Below are 19,330 nucleotides of genomic sequence, written 5' to 3'. Positions count from 1 at the left end.
CCACTACGTTGTGGTGGTAAGGTGCCCGTGGATCAGTCGGCGCCAGCCAAGCCCTGGTGTGGCGGCGAGGCCTGCTCGCGTTCTGGCTGCTTGCGTTCTGGCTGCTCGCGCTCCAGCCGCTTCGCCTCCTGCCAGCGCTCTTCCATCTGCTCGAGGGAGGCCCGCTCCAGCGCCGTGCCCTGCTCCACCAGTGCCCTTTCCATATAACGAAAGCGCCGTTCGAAGCGTCCATTGGTGCCCCTGAGGCAGGCCTCCGGGTCGACGCCAAGCCGGCGTGCCAGGTTGACCGTGGCAAACAGCAGATCACCCACCTCACTGGCCGCGTGGTCGTGATCGCCGGCGTCCAGGGCCTCGCGCACCTCGGCCAGTTCTTCCTCCAGCTTGTCCATCACTCCAGCCGCATCGGGCCAGTCGAAGCCGGCCCGCGCCGCCCGCTTGGACAGCTTGGACGCGCGGCTGAGGGCAGGCAGTGTGCGCGGCACATCATCCAGCGCCGATACATGACGGGCCTCGCCCTCGGCACGGCTCTCCCGCTCGGCCGCCTTCAGCGACTCCCAGCGCGACTTCACCTGACGCGTCTCGACCTCGGCCGCGGACTCACCCTGCCGGCGAGACTCCAGGGTGCCGTCCACAAACACATGTGGGTGGCGCTTGAGCATCTTGTCGGTCAGCACATGCACCACATCATGGAAATCGAAACGCCCTTCCTCGCGGCCGAACTGACTGTAGTAGACCACTTGAAACAGCAGATCCCCCAACTCACCAGGAAGCTCGTCAAACGCCCGGCGCTCGATGGCGTCAGCCACCTCGTAGGCTTCCTCCAGGGTGTGGGGCACGATGGAGTCCCAGTGCTGCTTGACGTCCCACGGGCAGCCCTGTTGAGGGTCCCGCAGCACGCGCATCAGCGTGAGCAGATCGTCGATGTCGTAGCGTCGACTCATCCTCGCGACCTCCCCTGGGCGCGCTTGCGCTTTACCTCGATGATGTTGGGCAACTGCTGGATCCGCGAGAACAGTCGCTCCAGCGTCTCCAGACCATCCACCTCGGCGGTGATCGACAGCCTGGCGATGCCATCGTCGGTATCGGTGCGCGTATTCACCGACAGCACGTTGACCTTGTCCTGGCCCAGCACGGCAGTGACATCCCGCAGCAGGCCGGACCGGTCCCAGGCAAGGATCTCGATGTCGACCGGATACTGGTTGCTCGCCCGCGACCCCCACTCGACTTCAATGACCCGCTGGGGCTCGTCGACCCTCAGTTGCAAGATATTGGGACAGTCCTGACGATGAATCGACACCCCACGCCCCTGGGTAATGAAGCCGACAATCGGCTCCCCGGGCATCGGATGGCAGCAATTGGCCATGTTGGTCTTGAGATTGCCCACCCCCAGCACCGTGATGTCGCCATCCGGGGTCTTGGCGGGACGCTGACGCTGCTTGGCCAGCAGTCGGTCCAGGTGTTCCTGCTCGTCGCTGTCGCCGAACAGCTGCTGGGCCTGATGCAGCACCTGACCGATGCGCAGATCCCCGGCGCCAAGCGCAGCATACATGTCATCTGCGTTGGCGTAGTTGACCTTCTTCGCCAGGGTGTCCAGATCCATGTCGTGCACATCGAGACGTTTCATCTCACGCTCGAACAGTGCCTTGCCTTCCTCGACGTTCTGGTCTCTGGCCTGGTGCTTGAACCAGGACTGAATCTTGGCCCTGGCCCTGGAAGTGCGCACGAAACCCAGATTCGGATTGAGCCAGTCACGGCTTGGCGCGCTCTTGTTGGCGGTAAGGATCTCCACCTGCTGGCCAGTCTTGAGCTTGTACGTCAGCGGCACAATGCGTCCGTTGACCTTGGCACCGCGACAGCGATGCCCGACCTCGGTATGCACCCGGTAGGCAAAGTCGATGGGGGTGGCGACCCGTGGCAAGTCGATGACATGACCATCCGGGGTGAACACATAGATGCGATCCGGAGCTACATCGCTGGTCAGGCCCTCTCGCAGATCGCCGAACTCGCCGACCTCCTCGTGCCATTCCAGCACCTGGCGCAGCCAGGCGATCTTCTCTTCGTAGCTGTCGCTGCGGGCGTTGGTGTCGTGGCCCTTGTAGCGCCAGTGGGCACACACGCCCAGCTCCGCTTCTTCGTGCATGGCGAAGGTGCGAATCTGGATCTCGAGCACCTTGTTTTCCGGACCGATGACCGCCGTATGAAGCGACTGGTAGCCGTTCTTCTTGGGATTGGCGATGTAGTCGTCGAACTCGTCCGGCACCGTGTGCCAGCGGGAATGGACAATACCGAGCATGGTGTAGCAGTCCTGGACGCTCGGCACCAGAATGCGGACCGCGCGAACGTCATGGACCTGGGAGAAGTCGATCCGCTTGCGCTTCATCTTGCGCCAGATCGAAAAGATATGTTTTGCCCGCCCATCCACCTGGAAATCATGGATACCCTGCGCCGACATCAACGTCTTGAGGGTGTCCACCACTTCCTGAATATACCGATCACGGTCCAGGCGCTTCTCGGCCAGCTGCCGCGCCACGGTCTTGTAGTCGTCCTCATGCAGGTAGCGGAACGACAGGTCCTCGAGCTCCCACTTGAGGTGACCGATGCCCAGACGATGCGCCAGCGGTGCATAGATATCGAAGACTTCTCGAGCGACCCGGACCTGCTTCTCCCGCGGCGCGTCCCGAACCTGACGAAGGGCGCAGGTACGCTCGGCAATCTTGATCAATGCCACGCGAACGTCATCGATCATGTTGACCAGCATCTTGCGCAGATTATCCTGCTGATCCTGCTGCTGCAGCCCCGGTGTGCTGGTCTGGGTGTTGCTGATGGCAGCCATCTGCAGCACGCCTTGAATCAAGCGGGCAACCTCATCACCGAAGCGCTTGGCCACCTGCTCGGGCTGGATCAGCTTCTCACGCACAGCACGATAGAGCACCGCCGCCTCGATGGCGGTCTGGTCCAGCCGCAGCTCACCCAGAATGTCCGCCATCTCGAGCCCCATGCGGAAGCTTGAGCCATCCTTCAGCCAGGACTTGTGGGGGCGCTCCGACGTCTGCTCCAGCGACTCCGCCAAGCGGCAGGCCTCAGCAAGCTCACTGGCGTCAGCGAGTTTGACATCCTCCTGCAGCCGCGCCACCCACTGGTCGATATCGACCCGACCCTCCGCATTCAGCGGCTGGTCTTCCCGCACTTTAACCATCTCTCCTGACTCCTTGGCGTGGCGACGACGTTGGACGCTCGAGCAACACCATCGACTCCAGGTGCGAGGTGTGCACGAACATGTCTGCCATGGCCACTCGTCGCAGACGATAGCCTCCCTGCAACAAATGTGCCGTATCGCGAGAAAGGGTGGAGGGATCGCAAGCAATATACAAGACCCTGGGCACCGTACTTTTGGCCAGTGCCCGACATAATGCCTCGGCGCCATCACGGGGCGGGTCAAGCACCACCACGCCGATGGACGGGTCTTGCAACAGCCTCTCCACCTGGGTCTGGTCATGCAGATTGGCCTGGTCGGCCGCCACATCAACGCCAACGCGCTGGGCATTGTCGCGCAAGCGCTCGACCATCTGCGCAGCGCCCTCCCAGGCCGCGACCTGATACCCGGCCGCCGCCAGGGGAAGGCTGAAATTGCCGATGCCCGCGAACAGGTCCAACAGGGGCTCGTCTGGCGTCCCAGGCGCGCCAAGCCACGCCAGGGCGGTCGCCACCATCAGTCGATTGACCTCGTCATTGGCCTGCAGAAAATCGCCGGGCGCAATCCCCAGCGCCATGCTGCCATGGGCGGATGGCACCTGCACGGTGAGCGCGGCGCGGGGCTCGATCACCCAGGCAAAGGCCGGCGACTGCCGGCCGGACAGCAGCGCCAGGGCCACCCCGTGGTGCTCTGCCCATTGCTGCCAGAGGTCGAGATCTTGCGCATGCTCGCGCAGCTGGCGGACCACCAAGGTCACCTGATCGTCACTGGCGAGAAGTTCCACGTGTCCCACCAGCCGCGGTGATGCCAGGGCCGACAGCTGCTGGTGCAACGCTGGCAGCAGTGCCGCCAGCTCTGGCACCAACACGGTGCACGAGGTCACCGACACCAGGCGGTGACTGCGCCTGGCACGAAAGCCCATGTGGACGACGCCTTCGGCATCGACCCTGACGCCAAGACGCGCGCGACGCCGATACCCCTCCGTATCGGTCGCCAGCACCTCGATACTGTCGATCTCTGCCTGGATCCCCTGGCGAGCCAGCAGATCGGACAACACCGCGGCCTTGTGCCGGCGCTGACCGCTGCGGGACAGGTGCTGCAGATCACAGCCGCCACAGCGGTCATTGTAGGGGCACGGTGGCGTAACCCGGTCCGGCGAGGGGTCGATCAGCTGGCGTACATGCGCCTCATCAAAACGCTTGCGCGTCAGGTGAACCGCCACCTCGACGCGCTCGCCAGGCAGGGCAGCGTCGATGAAGACCGTCTTGCCGTCCGCGCCTCGGGCAATTCCTCTGCCATCATGGGCCAGGCCGTGAACGTCGACCAGGCCCTCTTGGGCCAGCTCCTGGTGTGCCATTCCCTTGGCAGCTTGCGACGGAGCCGCTTGACGCTCCCTGGCCTGCTGGCCGGAAAGTCCAGAGCCACCAGAGGCACGACGCGGCGGACGGCGTTTTCCCAATCCCACGTCAAGCCTCCGGAGCCAACAGGCCGGTGGACAGGTAGCGATCACCACGGTCGCAGACGATAAACACGATCACGGCGTTCTCGACCTGCTCTGCCACCCGCAGGGCGCCCGCCAGGGCGCCACCGGAAGACACTCCGGCAAGAATGCCCTCCTCGCGGGCCAGGCGGCGCATGTGAACCTCGGCCTCCTGCTGGCCAATATCGAGCACCCGATCGACCCGTTCTGGCTCGAAAATCTTCGGCAGATACGCCGCTGGCCAGCGCCGGATACCGGCGATACTGGCACCGTCCTCCGGCTGCAGGCCGATGATCTGGATGTCGTCGCGCTGCTCCTTGAGATAGCGAGAAACGCCCATGATGGTCCCGGTGGTCCCCATGGAACTGACGAAGTGCGTGATCTGACCATCGGTCTGCTGCCACAGCTCTGGTCCCGTGGTGCGGTAGTGACCGAGCGGATTGTCGGGATTGGCAAACTGGTCCAGTGCCTTGCCCTCGCCCTTGGCGACCATGGTGTCGGCCAGGTCTCGGGCCGCCTCCATGCCACCTTCCTTGCTGACCTCGATCAGCTCCGCACCGTAGGCTGCCATCGCCTGCTTACGCTCGCTCGACGCACTCTCCGGCATGATCAGAACCATGCGATAGCCCTTCATCGCGGCCACCATCGCCAAGGCGATACCCGTGTTGCCGGAGGTCGCCTCGATCAGGGTGTCTCCCGGGGCAATATCGCCGCGCCGCTCGGCTTCGTCGAACATCGACAGCGCCGGCCGATCCTTGACCGACCCCGCCGGGTTGTTGCCTTCCAGCTTGGCCAGCAACACATTGTTGCGACCTGCGGTGATTCGCTTGAGCCGAACCAGCGGCGTATGACCCACCAGCTGTTCGAGATAGGGGAAATCCATCACGCTTTCCTTGTAACGTCGTCTGCGGCCATTATATCGACGCCCCTCGCGACTGGACAGGCGTGCTCACTTGGGGTGACATGGAACGTGCGCCGTGACGGGTTCCCGCCCCGGCACGCCTGTAACCCGGCAAGGACTGTGCCATGAGCGTGAAGACAAGGTTGATGCTGGCCCTGGTGGGGCTGCCGCTGGTGCTGCTCAGCCTGGCCGTCGGCCTGACCGTGCAGCAACAGCATGACCTGCGTCAATCGGCACTGGAACAGAACCTGGTTACCGCCACCCAGCTGGTCGCGCCGACGCTCGGCTCGGCGCTGTCGCTGGGGGATACGCCGGGGGTGCAGGCCGCGGCCAACCGGTTGATGGATATCACCAGCATTCGCGCACTGCGCCTGATCCATCGCGACCAGAGCGTAATTGAGCTTGGACGCCTGCGAGGGGCCGCTCTGGACGCCACCCCAGGGGGCCAGGCCCAACTGACCAGACACTACCGCCAATGGGTGATGACGGTGCCGGTCCCGGGCGTCACCGCCGCCTACCTGATCCTCGACGTCGACGCATCACTCCTGCTGCTGGCCACCTACAGCCACCTGGCCAGAGCCGCGGTGGCGCTGCTGGTCAGTGGGCTGCTGCTGTTTCTGGTCGCGCTGACCCTGAGCCGACGCCTGACCCGGCCCATGGACGACATTTCCCACCTGCTGGATCAGCTGGCCGCAGGCCGCCAGCCTAGCCATCTTGCCCTGGACCAGCCTCGGGAGCTGGCGGCGCTGGGCAGTCGTGTCAACGCCTTGATCGACCACCAGGCCCAGGCGCGAGACGACCTTCAACAGCAGATTGAGCACGCCACTGCAGAATTGCAGGAGTCGATGGAAACCATCGAGGTGCAGAACATCGAGCTGGATCTCGCCCACCGACAGGCGGTGGAGGCCAACCGCGTGAAATCGGAATTCCTGGCCAACATGAGCCATGAGATTCGCACCCCCCTGAACGGCATCATCGGCTTCTGCCGCTTGATTGGTCGCTCCTCTCTCGACACCCGCCAACGGGAGTGGCTCGATCAGGTACAGCGCGCCTGCGACAACCTGCTGTCTCTGGTCAACGATGTGCTGGACTTCTCCAAGCTGGAAGCGGGCAAGCTGATTCTGGAAAACGTGCCGGTGGACATTCAGTCGCTGGTCGACGAAGTGCTGGGGCTGCAGGCCCCGCTGGCTCAGCAAAAAGGCCTGCAGCTGCTGAGCCTGGTCTACGATGACGTGCCAGAGGAGTTCATTGGTGATCCCCTGCGCATCCGCCAGATCGTCACCAACCTGGTCAACAACGCCATCAAGTTCACCGAGCGCGGCGATATCATCGTCAGGGTCATGGTCGAAGACACCCAGCATGAGCCCATGAAGCTTCGGATCAGCGTCAGTGACACCGGTATCGGACTCAGTGACAGCCAACAACGACGTCTGTTTCAGGCTTTCCGTCAGGCCGCTGCGAGCCATACCCGCCAGTACGGCGGGACGGGTCTGGGGCTTGCCATATCGCGCCAGCTGGTGGAACAGATGGGTGGCATCATCGGCGTCGACAGCAGTCCTGGACGGGGCTCGACCTTTCACTTCACCCTGCCCTTGGCCGGCATCACGGGAGGCAGCCGCACGCCAGAGCTGTCCCTTGACCAGATGCCGATCTTTGTCGAGGAACCCCACGGCGCCACCCGCCGCGCCCTGCTGCACCTGCTCAACCAATGGGAAGGCCGCGTCGTGGAGAGCCCACAGCAGGCGCGCCTGGCGCTCGAGGCGATACCTGTCGAGGAGCTGGAAGGCCCAGAGCTCGCCCAACTGCGTGAGCGACTGAATGGCCGCAGCTGCCCCACCCTGCTGTTGATCAACGCGGGCCTGCCGGACATCCCGGCGCTGGAGCTACCGCACCATGTGCGAGTGCTGTCAAAGCCCCTCGCACGCCAGGCGCTGGCCAACGCGCTGGAACCGATCATCGCCCTGACCAAGACACCTTCGGTGACGGCACTGCCTGCACCGGAGGCTACCCTGCCACCGCCGGCCAACGAGCAGGCACTGACAGTCGACCACGCTGCCGGCACCGCTGGACCGGCGAACGCGCAACGGGACCGTCAGACAGAGATCGACAGCGACGCAGCAACACCACAGCCCGGCGGCGCTGTCGCTAGTGACGATCACGCAACCAGCGAGACGGCACAGCTACTGGTGGTGGACGACAGCGAAACCAACCGACTGCTGCTGCGCGAGCTGGTGGAAAGCCCGCGGCGACGGGTTACCCTGGCCAGCAGCGGCGAAGAGGCTCTGGCGCTCGCCCAACAGCAACTCTATGACCTGGTACTGATGGACATTCGCATGGGCGGCATGGATGGCGTGGAGACAGCCCGTGCGATCCGGCAACTCAGTGCCGAGTGGGCCGAACGACCGATTATCGCGGTGACCGCCCACGTACTCGAGAGCCAGCGGAGGGAATTGCTGGCCAACGGCATGAATGACGTACTGATCAAGCCGCTGGATACGACCCGACTCGATGAGCTGCTGACACTCAGACTGGGGAGTGGACTGGAGGAAGAGACACCGCAAGCGCCCCCCACTGCACCCACCCGCGAAGAAGACCTGCCGGACATCGATATCGCGCTGGGAGCGCGACTGGCGGGGGGACGCGAGCCCCTGGCGCGTCAACTGCTGGCGACCCTGGCGGCCTCCCTCGAGCAGACCCGCCAGGAGATTCAGGCGGCACTGGAGGACGAGAACGAGGAAGCCCTGCTCGACGCCATCCATGCGCTGAACGGTGCCTGCCGATACTGCGGCGTACCGCGCATGGCGTTGCTGGTCGAGACCCTCGAAACGCGCCTGCGCTCCCGCGGTATCGACGACGTCCGCCCCCTGCTACCCAGCCTGCAACACGCCATGGAACAGGTCGAACGCTGGCAGGCATCCTCCGGCGAAGTGCCCCTGGAAGCCCCAGGGGACCGCGAGTCACACCGCTAGTCTGGCCGCCTGGAGAGATCGCCGCCCTCGATCACGACGAAGGCGACCACCACATCGCTTTCATCGCTCAAGGACAGATGGCAGCGCGACATGCCGGCCTCCCCCGCAAGGCGCAGGGCTTCTCCCGACAGCGCAATATGGGGGCGCCCAAGAGCATCGTTGACGACCTCGATCTCGGTCCAGCGCATGCCCTGGCGCAGGCCCGTGCCCAGCGCCTTGACCCATGCCTCCTTGGCCGCAAAACGCTTGGCCAGGTAGGCGCTGGGGCGCGGGGCATGGGGGTAGCGCAACAGTTCCTTGGGCCCCAGGATACGCTGGGCAAAGCGCGGCCCATGGCGGACCACGGCGGCCTCGAAGCGCTCAATCCGCGCGATATCGGTACCGATTCCGAGAATCACCAGCCGCGCCCCCCTGACACGCTGACATCAATGGGCATGGTCGTGATCGTGATCGTGATCGTGGTCGTGGTCGTGGTCAAACTCCTCGATGGCCGCCACCAGGCCGGCCTCGTAGCCCGACAGCATCAACCGCTTCATCTCTGCCACGGCCTCCTTGAGCCCCACAAACAGCGCGCGCGCGATGATGGCGTGACCGATGTTAAGTTCGTGCAGCCCGGGAATGGCCGCCACCGCCTCCACATTGTGATAATGCAGACCATGTCCCGCATTGACGATCAGCCCCAGCTCCACGGCCATCTCGGCGCCAGCCACGATACGCTGATACTCGCGGCGTGACTCCAGGTCCGATGTCGCTTCCGCGTAGGCCCCGGTGTGAAGCTCGATCACCGGCGCCCCGGCACGCTGGGCAGCGGCAATCTGGTCGGGATCGGCATCGATGAACAGGGACACTTCGCAGCCCACCGCTGCCAGACGCTCGCAGGCGGCCTTGACCGCGTCAAACTGACCGACCACATCCAAGCCACCTTCGGTGGTCAGTTCTTCGCGCTTCTCGGGCACCAGGCAGACGTGTGCCGGACGGACCTCCTCGGCCAGGGCCAGCATCTCCTCGGTCACCGCCATCTCGAGGTTCATGCGCGTGTTGAGCACTTCAGCCAATACACGCACGTCACGCTCCTGAATATGGCGACGGTCCTCACGTAGATGCACGGTAATCCCGTCAGCACCCGCCTCTTCTGCCAACAAGGCAGCCTGTACCGGATCAGGGTAGCGAGTTCCTCGGGCCTGACGCAGAGTGGCAATGTGATCGATGTTGACGCCCAGCAGCAGTCTTGGGGGGTGCATCAGAGTTCTCCGTCTAGAGGGTGATGAGCAACGCGCCATCACCGGTACCGGCAAGCCGAACGCGCTGCTCTAGCGCGCATGGTATCACCCCCATGCATCGATCGCTTGCGAGGTTCGGGGCGAGTATCAGTACCGCTCAGGGCTGTTTCTCTCAACGCTCAGGGCTCGCTATATCCCGTATCGCTCAAGGCTGTCGCCCAACGCGCTCAAGGCTGTTGCCGGCGCCGTTGCGCCATGGACACCATCAACCCGCGCGAGCGCAGCGGTCGGTCCCCCAGCAAAGGGGCCAGGGCTGCCCTGCTGAGGACCTTGGCGGGACCGGCAAGGCCAGGCTCGCCCCAGTCGGCAGACGACAGCAGCTTCAGGGTGCGACCATCAAGCCCGCTGTCCGCGGCCACAAAGGTTCGGCTCGCGGCATCAAATCGATAGCGAGCCTGAGGATCCAGACTGGCACCGCTCGCCACGCTAAAGCGAGGCAAGGCGTCCAGCGCATCAAGCAGGGCGTATTCCAGGCGGCGCAGAGCTGACGCGCGGCTGGCGGGCACGGCCAGTGCGTCGACGGCCGAGGCATAGAACGCAAAGACCTGGGCCACGGGAAACTCCACCGGCAGCAGGCGCGTCAGCAGCTCGTTGGCATACAACCCGCACAGCAGTCCCTCACCCACCAGCATTGCCGCTGGGCCACGAGACTCCATCAGTCTCAGGCGCTTCAGCTCACGCTCCCCCTGCCAGGTCAGGTGCAATGGGGCGAACGGCTGCAGCTGACCGCGTGCTCGGCTCTTGGGACGCTGCACGCCCTGAGCCACGGCGCGCACGCGGCCGTGGTCCAGGGTCAGCAATTCGACCAGGGCACTGGTCTCGCGATAGGGTCGCTTGTGTAAGAGAAAGGCGGGTTGCGGCTGCATGTCGCGTCGCGTCCGAGAAGAGGCAGCGAAGGGGCCGCCGGCCTGGCCGGCGGCGGAGGGCTTCAGTCGAGGTCGTAGCCGAGGCTCTTCAGCGCTCGCTCGTCATCGGACCAGCCACGCTTCACCTTGACCCACAGGTTGAGCATGACCTTCTTGTCGAGCGCCCGTTCCATGTCCAGTCGGGCTTCGCGGCCAATCTTCTTGATCCGATCGCCGCTCTCGCCAATCAGGATCTTCTTCTGCCCCTGGCGTTCCACCAGGATCAGCGCGCTGATGTGCACCACCCGGGCCTCGTCACGAAACTCCTCGATCTCCACCGTCATCTGGTAGGGCAGCTCATCACCCAACTGACGCATGACCTTCTCGCGCACCATCTCGGCGGCCAGGAAGCGCATGCTCTTGTCGGTAACCTGGTCTTCCGGGAAGTAGTGAATGCCTTCAGGCAGGTGCTTTTCGATCTCGGCCTCAAGCTCGGGCACGTTGGTGCCGTGTTGGGCAGCAATCGGCACAACGGCGGCAAACTCACGCTTGTTGCCAAGCTCCGCGAGCCAAGGCAGCAATGACGCCTTGTCCTGCAGACGATCCACCTTGTTGACCGCCAGGATGACCGGTGCCTTCACGTTGGCCAGACGGTCCAGCACGATCTGGTCTTCTTCCGTCCAGCGCGTACGATCGACCAGGAACACCACGCAGTTCACATCACGCAGGGCCTGCACCGCCGCCTGGTTCATGAAGCGGTTGATGGCCTTGTTGCGATCCTTGCCGAGAATATGGATACCTGGCGTATCCACGAAGATCGTCTGGGCTTCGCCTTCGGTCTTGATCCCGAGCACCTGATGGCGCGTCGTCTGCGGGCGACGTGACGTGATCGATATCTTCTGGCCTAGAATGCGATTCATCAGCGTCGACTTGCCGACGTTGGGTCGACCGACAATAGCCACAAATCCACAGGTCTGGCTCATGCGCTGGCTCCCTTCGGGTCAAGACGCTTCAAGGCGCTTTCTGCCGCCATTTGTTCGGCGTGGCGACGGCTGGCTCCGGTGCCGGTCGTGTGTTCGTCGAGCATCTCGACGTGGCATTCGACGGTAAAGGTCTGGGCATGCGCCTCACCCTCCACCGAGGTCACCTCGTAACGCGGCAGCGGCGCCTGACGGGACTGCAGAAATTCCTGCAGGCGGGTCTTGGGGTCCTTCTGGGACTCCTTGAGGTCAATACGCCCCAGACGTTCCTCGAACCAGGCCAGCACACGGCTTCTGACCGTGTCCATACCCGCATCCAGATAGATGGCGCCGATCACCGCTTCGACGGCGTCGGCCAGAATCGACTCGCGCCGATGGCCGCCGCTCTTCATCTCGCCGGAGCCCAGGCGCAGACACTCCCCGAAGCGCATCTCCCGGGCCAGTTCCGCCAGCGTCTGTCCCTTCACCAGGCGGGCCCGCAGACGCGACAACTGCCCTTCCCGAGCTTCAGGGAAACGGGCAAACAAGGCCTCGGCAATGACAAAGTTGACGATCGAGTCACCGAGGAACTCGAGGCGCTCGTTATTTCGACCACCGTAACTGCGGTGGGTCATGGCCAGTTCCAGAAGATCGGGGTTCTGGAAATCATGGCCAATTCGGCGACTGAAGGGAATCAGGGGATTGCTCACGACGCTCCTGTTAATTCTGTAATCTGACGATGGGGACACCTGGCCGCCAGGATGCGATCAAGGAATCGACCGCACGCTGGCGAAACTCGGCAATCCACCGTCCCAATGCATCCACACTGCGAAGGCCTTGCCGACGATGTTTTCTTCGGGAATGAAGCCCCAATAGCGGCTGTCATTGGAATGGTCCCGGTTGTCACCCATGGCAAAGTACATGCCTTCAGGCACGACCACATCATGGACCAACGGGCTAGTAGCACGAGGATTATTGTAGATCTGATGCTGATGCTCGCCCAGCTGTTCGGAGAACAGCAGCTCGCCTGGTGCACTGTCGGGAGCATCGTCGAGCAACGTCTTGGGCACGGCCTCGCCATTGACGTAAAGCTGCCTGTCAACGTAGCGCAGGGTATCTCCCGGCACCGCCACGACCCGCTTGATGAAATTCACCGAGGGATCCTGGGGAAAGCGGAACACCATCACGTCTCCCCGCTCCGGCTCGTTGACGTCCAGCACCTTGGTATTGCTCACCGGAAGCCGAAGGCCGTAGGTAAACTTGTTGACCAGAATGAAGTCGCCGATCTCGAGGGTCGGACGCATCGAGCCCGAGGGAATCTGAAACGGTTCCACCACAAAGCTTCTGAGCACCAGCACCACCAGCAGCACTGGAAAGAAGGACCTGGCATAGTCCACCGGCCAGGGTTCCTTGCTGGCCAGGGTCCGCGCCGTGGTGCCTACCCCTTCGGTGGTGCCGGCTTCGGCCATCTCGGTGTGGGCTCGACGGCGAGGACGCCACCAGACCAGGTCGAGCAGCCAGATCAGGCCAGTGACGGCAACAGCGATCACCAGCAACAGGGAGAAGTCCATATCAGTCATTCCAGGTGGCTTGATAGACAATAGGGATCGGGCGGATGGCCCCGGCAACTACGCCGGGACGTGCACCACGCCCGAGGGGAACGCTAGTCGTTCACCTTGAGTACGGCGAGGAAGGCGTCCTGAGGAATTTCCACGCGACCGACCTGCTTCATGCGCTTCTTGCCGGCCTTCTGCTTCTCGAGCAGCTTCTTCTTACGCGTCATGTCACCGCCGTAGCACTTGGCGGTAACGTTCTTGCGCAGTGCCTTGACGGTCGAGCGCGCCACCACCTGACCACCGATGGCAGCCTGAATCGCCACGTCAAACATCTGACGGGGAATCAGCTCCTTCATCTTTTCCACCAGGATCCGGCCGCGGCTGTGGGCGTGGTCACGATGGATGATGACCGCAAGCGCATCGACCCGATCACCGTTGATCAGGACGTCAAGACGCACCAGCTTGGCCGCTTCAAAGCGCTCGAAATTGTACTCGAGTGAGGCATAGCCCTTGGAGATCGACTTGAGTCGATCGAAGAAGTCCATGACCACTTCGCTCATCGGCAGTTCGTAGGTCAGCTGGATCTGGCTGCCCAGGAACAGCATGTCCTTCTGGGTACCGCGGCGCAGTTCGCACTCGCTGATCACGTTGCCGACAAACTCCTGGGGCACCAGGATGCTGGCCCGAACGATCGGCTCACGCATCTCTTCGACGTCCGCCATGTCAGGCAGCTTCGACGGGTTGGAAACGTAGCGAACCTCGCCGTTCTTCATTCCCAGTTCATAGACCACCGTGGGAGCGGTGGTCAGCAGGTCCAGGTCGTATTCGCGCTCCAGGCGCTCCTGAACGATTTCCATGTGCAGCGTGCCGAGGAAGCCGACGCGGAAACCAAAGCCAAGGGCATCCGAGTTTTCCGGCTCATAGTCCAGCGAAGCATCGTTCAGTGCCAGCTTTTCCAGGGCGTCACGGAAGTCCTCGTAGTCATCTGCGCTGACCGGGAACATGCCTGCGTACACCTGAGGCTTGACCTTCTGGAACCCGGGCAGACGCTTGACGTCAGGAGTCTTGGCGTGGGAAATCGTATCCCCCACCGGCGCCCCGTGGATGTCCTTGATACCGGCTACCACAAAGCCCACCTCGCCGGCGCGCAGGATATCGGTTTCCTTGCGCAGCGGCGTGAAGATCCCCACCTCGTTGGCCTGCCAGTCACGCCCGGTCGACAGAATGCGAATCTTCTCGCCCTTCTTCAATACGCCATCGAAGATACGGACCAGGGATACCACGCCAAGGTAGTTATCGAACCAGGAATCGATGATCAGCGCCTGCAGCGGCTTCTCGGGATCCCCCTTGGGCGGCGGGATGTCGCGCACCAGGCGCTCCAGCAAGGCGTCAATGCCCATGCCGCTCTTGGCGGAAACCTGGCAGGCATCGGTCGCGTCGAGGCCGATGATTTCCTCTACCTCGTGAGCCACCTTGTCCGGATCCGCCTGGGGCAGGTCCATCTTGTTAAGCACCGGCAACACCTCGAGGCCTTGCTCGATGGCGGTATAGCAGTTGGCGACGGACTGGGCTTCCACCCCTTGAGCGGCATCGACCACCAGCAACGCGCCCTCACAGGCGTACAGCGAACGCGACACCTCATAGGAAAAGTCGACGTGCCCTGGCGTATCGATGAAGTTGAGCTGGTAGGTCTGGCCATCATTGGCGTGATAATCCAGCGTCACCGACTGGGCCTTGATGGTAATACCGCGCTCACGCTCCAGATCCATCGAATCCAGCACCTGATCCTTGAGCTCACGCTCGGTCAGGCCTCCGCAGTTCTGGATCAGGCGATCGGCCAGGGTAGACTTGCCATGGTCAATATGCGCGATGATCGAGAAGTTGCGTATATTATTGATTACCTTGCGGTTATCAGGTTCTGACATGCTGGATGATTCCATCTTGAGAACGCGCCGAAGGGCAACGAGAATAACCTTGCCTGGGTGACGCCGAGAAAAAGTTGGCGCCATTGTACCGGCATCCCCTGCCCCGCGCATCCCAAGCCGCATCGGCGGGCTGCTGTCGCGTGGCAGAAGACGACAACGCCCGGGGGTGAACCCGGGCGTTCGTCACCAGCCAAAAATGCCAGTTGGCGCTCAGTCGTCGGCCAGGCGCAGCGCCACGAACAGCGAGCGCCCATCGCGATACAGGCGCACCGGCACCGCACGATCAGCGGGCAATTCACGCACCAGCTGGCTCAACTGGCGACCGCTTTCCACCGGCGTCTGATCCACACTGACGATGATGTCGCCAGGGCGAATACCGGAAGCCGCCGCCACGCCACGGGGATCCACATCACTGACTCGCACACCAGCGTCGATGCCGTACTTGCCGAGCTCCGCCTGTGTCAGCGCCTGCACCGCAATCCCCAGGCGGGCCGGCGAGGCGCTGCTGGAGGACTCGCCACTGCCCCCAGCCAACGCTTCAGGCCAGTCGCCCACGGTGACCGTCAGGGTTTGCCGATCTCCTCCACGCAGCACGCTCAGCTCAACCTCACTGTCCGGGGCCACGCGACCAATCAAGCGCGGCAGGCTGCTGGAACGCTCGACGGCTTCGCCGTCCACTTCCAGCACGATATCCCCCGCTTCCAGACCGTCCCGGGCGGCAGGACCATCCGGGTCGACATCGGCGATCAAGGCGCCTTCTGGCCGCTCCATGCCAAAGGACTCTGCCAGATCCTTGGAGACCGGCTGAATCATCACGCCCAGCCAACCACGGGTGACATGGCCTTCGCTACGCAATTGATCGGCAATGTCCATGGCCACGTTGATCGGAATCGCGAACGACAGGCCCATGAAGCCGCCGCTACGGGTGAAGATCTGCGAGTTGATACCGATCACCTCGCCATCCAGGTTAAACAGCGGACCGCCGGAATTGCCGGGGTTGATCGCCACGTCCGTCTGGATAAAGGGCACATAGGCATCCCGCGGCAAGGTGCGATTGATGGCAGAGATGATGCCCGCCGTCACCGAATGATCAAAGCCGAAGGGCGAGCCGATGGCCGCTACCCACTCGCCAACCTTGAGGTCATCGGAGTCCCCCAGGGACAGCGTCGGCAGGTCACTGGCGTCGACCTTGAGCACCGCCACGTCGGTCTTCTCGTCAGCACCGACCAGTTCGGCCTTGAGATCCCGACGATCATTGAGGCGAACCATGATCTCGTCGGCACCCTCCACCACATGGGCATTGGTCATGATGTAGCCATCGGCATCGATCACGAAACCAGAACCGAGCGACTGGCGCTCTTCGGTGTGGCCACCACCGCCACCGCCCGGGGGTACCGGAAAGCGATCCCCAAAGAAGTGACGGAAGATATCGGGAATCTCCTGACCGCCAAAGTTGCCAAAGGGCGTTGAATACCCTTCTGTCACGCGGGTCGTGGAAATATTGACCACGCCTGGGGCGGCCTCTTCGACCAACTCGGTGAAATCGGGAAGATCCCTGGCCAGACTGGATTGGGCTACGACCATGCCCACCATCAGCGCCATCCACGTGGACAGGGTGCGAGTCATCGGCTTCATGCAAGGCTCCTGCTAGGACTCTGATTGCGAGAGAAGCGACCTGAGAGAGGCACGGAATACACCGCTCTGTGCGTCATCTATTCGATGCGTCCCTGGGGTCGCTACATGTTTTACCGTCGCCAGCGCAAAAGGTTCAATCGTTAGCGAGCAAGCCACCGTTAACGAGACCGCACCTCGGCCGCCTCGTCCGACACATCGACAGGCGCGCCCACCAACTGAGGGCGAAACTGTGCTCCCTGCCGCTGCAGATGACGACGCAGCAACGCCGCGCCGACCACCAGCCCAGCAACAAAGGCGAGAGGAGATGACCAGTGCTCCGGCCAGGCCAGCTCCACCAGCAGGGTCAGGCCCAACGCCACCCATAGCGGCAGCCCGTACATCAACACGCTGGCTCGCACCAGCGTCGCCGAGGCCAGCCTGATCGTCACAGGCTTGCCAATGGGAGGCCGGGATGTAGTCGTCACCTCAAGCTCACGGCGCTCAGGCGTGTCCTGGGACAGCCAACGGGCGCCGCAACCGCCCCGCGCAGCACACTGCCCGCAGCCAGGCTGAGGCTTCACGGCCACCCGAATACCGTCGAGGGTCCAGCCGATCACGGTCGCCTCTGCGGTGGCGCAGGACCCACTCATGATGACGTGCTCTGGCCGTCAGTCGTCAACGAGGGAGCCGATGACGCCTCTCCCATCTCCAGGGTCTCGACCACTCGGATCAATACGCTGGGGGGCAACTCACCGACGGCCACCACCTGGAGCAACTGTCCCTGCTGCTGAATCCGACGTACCGCGGCGTGACTGGCGCCCAGTCGGTGCACCCCAGGACGCAGCGCCCGCGCCCCGGCAACCGGCTCGACAAACAGGCTGATGGTCGACAGGCCATCACTGTAAAGCTTGTGACGACGGGGCTCATCGGTATCGTCCGCCATCGCCATCAGGGGCTGGGCAACGAACCCACCCGGCAGCCAGCCGGCGCGCCAGGCGAGGGTCGCAGAGGACGCGGGGCGCTTCAGTTCGACCCTGCCCTGATAGCGCTGCGGCGGTGTCATCGCGACGACCTGGAAGGTATCCAGCACGCGCCCGTTGTCATCGATCAGCGCCCGCTTTAGAGGAATCGCCGTTTCCCGGTCCAGCCACATGCGATAGCCGTAGCGCATGTCATCCAGGGGCAGCAGCTCGAGCCGCACCGCGGCCCGGTTGGCAATGCGCTCTTCACCGTCGAGTCGCAGGCGATAGAAATGGCTCAGATGCTTGACCAGGGCCTCGGGGGAAGCCGGTGCAGCACCCTCCGGGGAAGGCAGTTCGAAGCGAAAGGCACCGCCCTCTCGCAGCAGCGAACGATTAGGCCCATCAAGAAAGTGCAGGCGATCTCGCTCCACCCCCTGACGGATGTCTCGCGCTACCGACAGGGTAACCACCTCGTCATCGACAATCCGCACCGCGCGGGCCTGATACTGGTAGCAATGGGATGCCCACACACTGCGCTCGAACCATTCTCCCGGTTCAGAGGGAGGCGCCAGTGCAGGTAGCGCGGCACAGTCATAGACGCTCTGAACGTCAGCCGCCTCAGACGGCGCCCCGGCAAGCGCGGGGCTGGAGGAGACGGGCGCGCTCTGCGCCAGCGTCAGCGGAGAAAGGCACAGGCAGGCGAGAAGGAGCGTCAGCCGACCCGTCACGGAAGCATGCGGCCCTGCATATGGCATAGGAGGTGTGTCCCGACAGGCTTGTCATTAACGACGCCCGGCCCCATCAGGGGCCGGACAAATCCATCATGTGCGCAGGCGACAGTCATCGCTGCGGCAATCCGCGTCTGTTCAGCGCGCCTCGACGGGCGTACTGCGCAGCATCGGCATCCAGTTGTCGGCGCTGCTGAAGGCGGCGCCCTGGGCATGCCGATCAAGGTAGGACTGCAACAGCTGTGCCTGGGCCTGATCGCTGACGCGAGATTGCTGGGCCGAAGGTGACAGCATCATCGGCGACGCCACCTGCGCACCGACCGTCATCAACCCGCTATTCGTTGCACCATTGCCGGCCCCGGACTGGAACATCGGCAAATCCATCAGCGAGGGGCGCGAGGCCGCCACGCTGGCCAGCTCCGCGCCGGCATTGGCATTGGCATTGGCATTGGGCACGCTGGCCGGCTGGGCGGCACCGTTTCCAGCGGCCAAGCCTGCAGTGCCAGCGGCAGGCGCGGCATCAAAGGACGAGTTGTAGAACTGCACGCCGCTGATCACCATCAACGACACCGCCGCCGCAATGCCAGCTCCGCGTGCCAGGCCAATGCCTCCACGCTGCGCTGTGCCTTGTGGGGACGACTCCACCAGCGGAGCAGGCTCATCCTCCAGTCGGGCCATGATGCCGGCCGACAGATCCACGGAGGGATCGGTATCTGTCTCGCGGCGCAGAGCAGACCGCATCAGATGGTAACGGCGCCAGCTTTCTGCGCTGTCCTGGTCGCCATCCAGTGCCTTCAGCACCCGACGCAGCTCCAGCTCGTCACCTTCATTGTCCATCAGGGCTGAAAGCGATTCCCGTGCGTTCAGACTCATTCTCCACACCTCATTTCGACGAAGCGTCACGCCTACAGGTCCAAG

The 19,330-nt window shown here is 63.4% G+C and carries 16 protein-coding genes; 1 reads left to right on the top strand and 15 read right to left on the bottom strand.

The genetic code is table 11. The features are described 5' to 3' along the window. Positions 1-32 precede the first annotated feature (32 nt). The 4 genes from mazG to cysM are packed head-to-tail and all read right to left on the bottom strand — an operon-like array spanning position 33 to position 5,556. Positions 33-941 carry a nucleoside triphosphate pyrophosphohydrolase gene (gene mazG, locus KUV72_RS10140; RefSeq protein ID WP_222238198.1) on the bottom strand — a complete coding sequence of 303 codons (909 nt, stop codon included), beginning with the start codon at positions 939-941 and terminating at the stop codon, positions 33-35. Continuing rightward, a complete protein-coding gene (gene relA / locus KUV72_RS10135) occupies positions 938-3,196 on the bottom strand; it encodes a GTP diphosphokinase (protein ID WP_222163056.1) in 2,259 nt (752 codons plus the stop codon). Before relA ends, mazG begins: the two co-directional genes overlap by 4 nt. Next, on the bottom strand, positions 3,189-4,658 hold the full coding sequence (gene rlmD / locus KUV72_RS10130; RefSeq protein WP_222163055.1) for a 23S rRNA (uracil(1939)-C(5))-methyltransferase RlmD: 1,470 nt from the start codon (positions 4,656-4,658) through the stop codon (positions 3,189-3,191). The genes relA and rlmD overlap by 8 nt, the downstream gene beginning before the upstream one ends. Position 4,659: 1 nt before the next feature. Then, complete coding sequence (gene cysM / locus KUV72_RS10125; protein ID WP_206937626.1) at positions 4,660-5,556, bottom strand: cysteine synthase CysM; 897 nt, start codon at positions 5,554-5,556, stop codon at positions 4,660-4,662. A gap of 143 nt (positions 5,557-5,699) precedes the next feature. On the opposite strand from cysM, the gene KUV72_RS10120 reads away from it, so the two are divergent. Next, a complete protein-coding gene (locus KUV72_RS10120; protein ID WP_222163054.1) occupies positions 5,700-8,543 on the top strand; it encodes an ATP-binding protein in 2,844 nt (947 codons plus the stop codon). Here KUV72_RS10120 and KUV72_RS10115 read toward each other — a convergent pair. From KUV72_RS10115 to KUV72_RS10065, 11 genes are all read right to left on the bottom strand, one after another. Continuing rightward, entirely contained in the window at positions 8,540-8,941 is a 402-nt protein-coding gene (locus KUV72_RS10115; protein ID WP_222163053.1) for a holo-ACP synthase, read from the bottom strand. The genes KUV72_RS10120 and KUV72_RS10115 overlap by 4 nt on opposite strands. A 27-nt stretch (positions 8,942-8,968) precedes the next feature. Then, entirely contained in the window at positions 8,969-9,784 is an 816-nt protein-coding gene (pdxJ, locus tag KUV72_RS10110) for a pyridoxine 5'-phosphate synthase (RefSeq protein ID WP_222163052.1), read from the bottom strand. 206 nt (positions 9,785-9,990) lie between these two features. Then, complete coding sequence (recO, locus tag KUV72_RS10105; protein ID WP_222163051.1) at positions 9,991-10,689, bottom strand: DNA repair protein RecO; 699 nt, start codon at positions 10,687-10,689, stop codon at positions 9,991-9,993. 62 nt (positions 10,690-10,751) lie between these two features. Next, the gene (era, locus tag KUV72_RS10100) at positions 10,752-11,651 is read right to left on the bottom strand and encodes a GTPase Era (protein ID WP_222238196.1); all 900 of its coding nucleotides are present in this window, start codon (positions 11,649-11,651) and stop codon (positions 10,752-10,754) included. Next, positions 11,648-12,337, bottom strand: a complete 690-nt coding sequence (gene rnc, locus KUV72_RS10095) for a ribonuclease III (RefSeq protein ID WP_222163050.1) — start codon at positions 12,335-12,337, stop codon at positions 11,648-11,650. The genes era and rnc overlap by 4 nt, the downstream gene beginning before the upstream one ends. A 57-nt stretch (positions 12,338-12,394) precedes the next feature. Then, complete coding sequence (gene lepB, locus KUV72_RS10090) at positions 12,395-13,198, bottom strand: signal peptidase I (protein ID WP_206937539.1); 804 nt, start codon at positions 13,196-13,198, stop codon at positions 12,395-12,397. A gap of 92 nt (positions 13,199-13,290) precedes the next feature. Continuing rightward, positions 13,291-15,108: a translation elongation factor 4 gene (gene lepA / locus KUV72_RS10085; RefSeq protein ID WP_206937537.1), complete on the bottom strand. Its 1,818-nt coding sequence runs from the start codon at positions 15,106-15,108 to the stop codon at positions 13,291-13,293. 210 nt (positions 15,109-15,318) lie between these two features. Beyond that, positions 15,319-16,743, bottom strand: coding sequence for a DegQ family serine endoprotease (locus KUV72_RS10080; protein WP_206937534.1), 1,425 nt, complete (start codon positions 16,741-16,743; stop codon positions 15,319-15,321). 158 nt (positions 16,744-16,901) lie between these two features. Further along, the gene (locus KUV72_RS10075) at positions 16,902-17,372 is read right to left on the bottom strand and encodes a SoxR reducing system RseC family protein (RefSeq protein ID WP_222238194.1); all 471 of its coding nucleotides are present in this window, start codon (positions 17,370-17,372) and stop codon (positions 16,902-16,904) included. Next, the gene (locus KUV72_RS10070) at positions 17,369-18,439 is read right to left on the bottom strand and encodes a MucB/RseB C-terminal domain-containing protein (RefSeq protein WP_222238192.1); all 1,071 of its coding nucleotides are present in this window, start codon (positions 18,437-18,439) and stop codon (positions 17,369-17,371) included. Before KUV72_RS10070 ends, KUV72_RS10075 begins: the two co-directional genes overlap by 4 nt. 111 nt (positions 18,440-18,550) lie before the next feature. Beyond that, entirely contained in the window at positions 18,551-19,285 is a 735-nt protein-coding gene (locus KUV72_RS10065) for a sigma-E factor negative regulatory protein (RefSeq protein ID WP_222238190.1), read from the bottom strand. Between the last annotated feature and the right edge of the window lie 45 nt (positions 19,286-19,330).

The sequence above is a fragment of the Halomonas sp. DP4Y7-1 genome, assembly GCF_019800705.1.
GTDB classification, from domain to species: Bacteria; Pseudomonadota; Gammaproteobacteria; order Pseudomonadales; family Halomonadaceae; genus Halomonas; species Halomonas litopenaei_A.
This window is presented reverse-complemented; position numbering and strand designations above follow the sequence as displayed.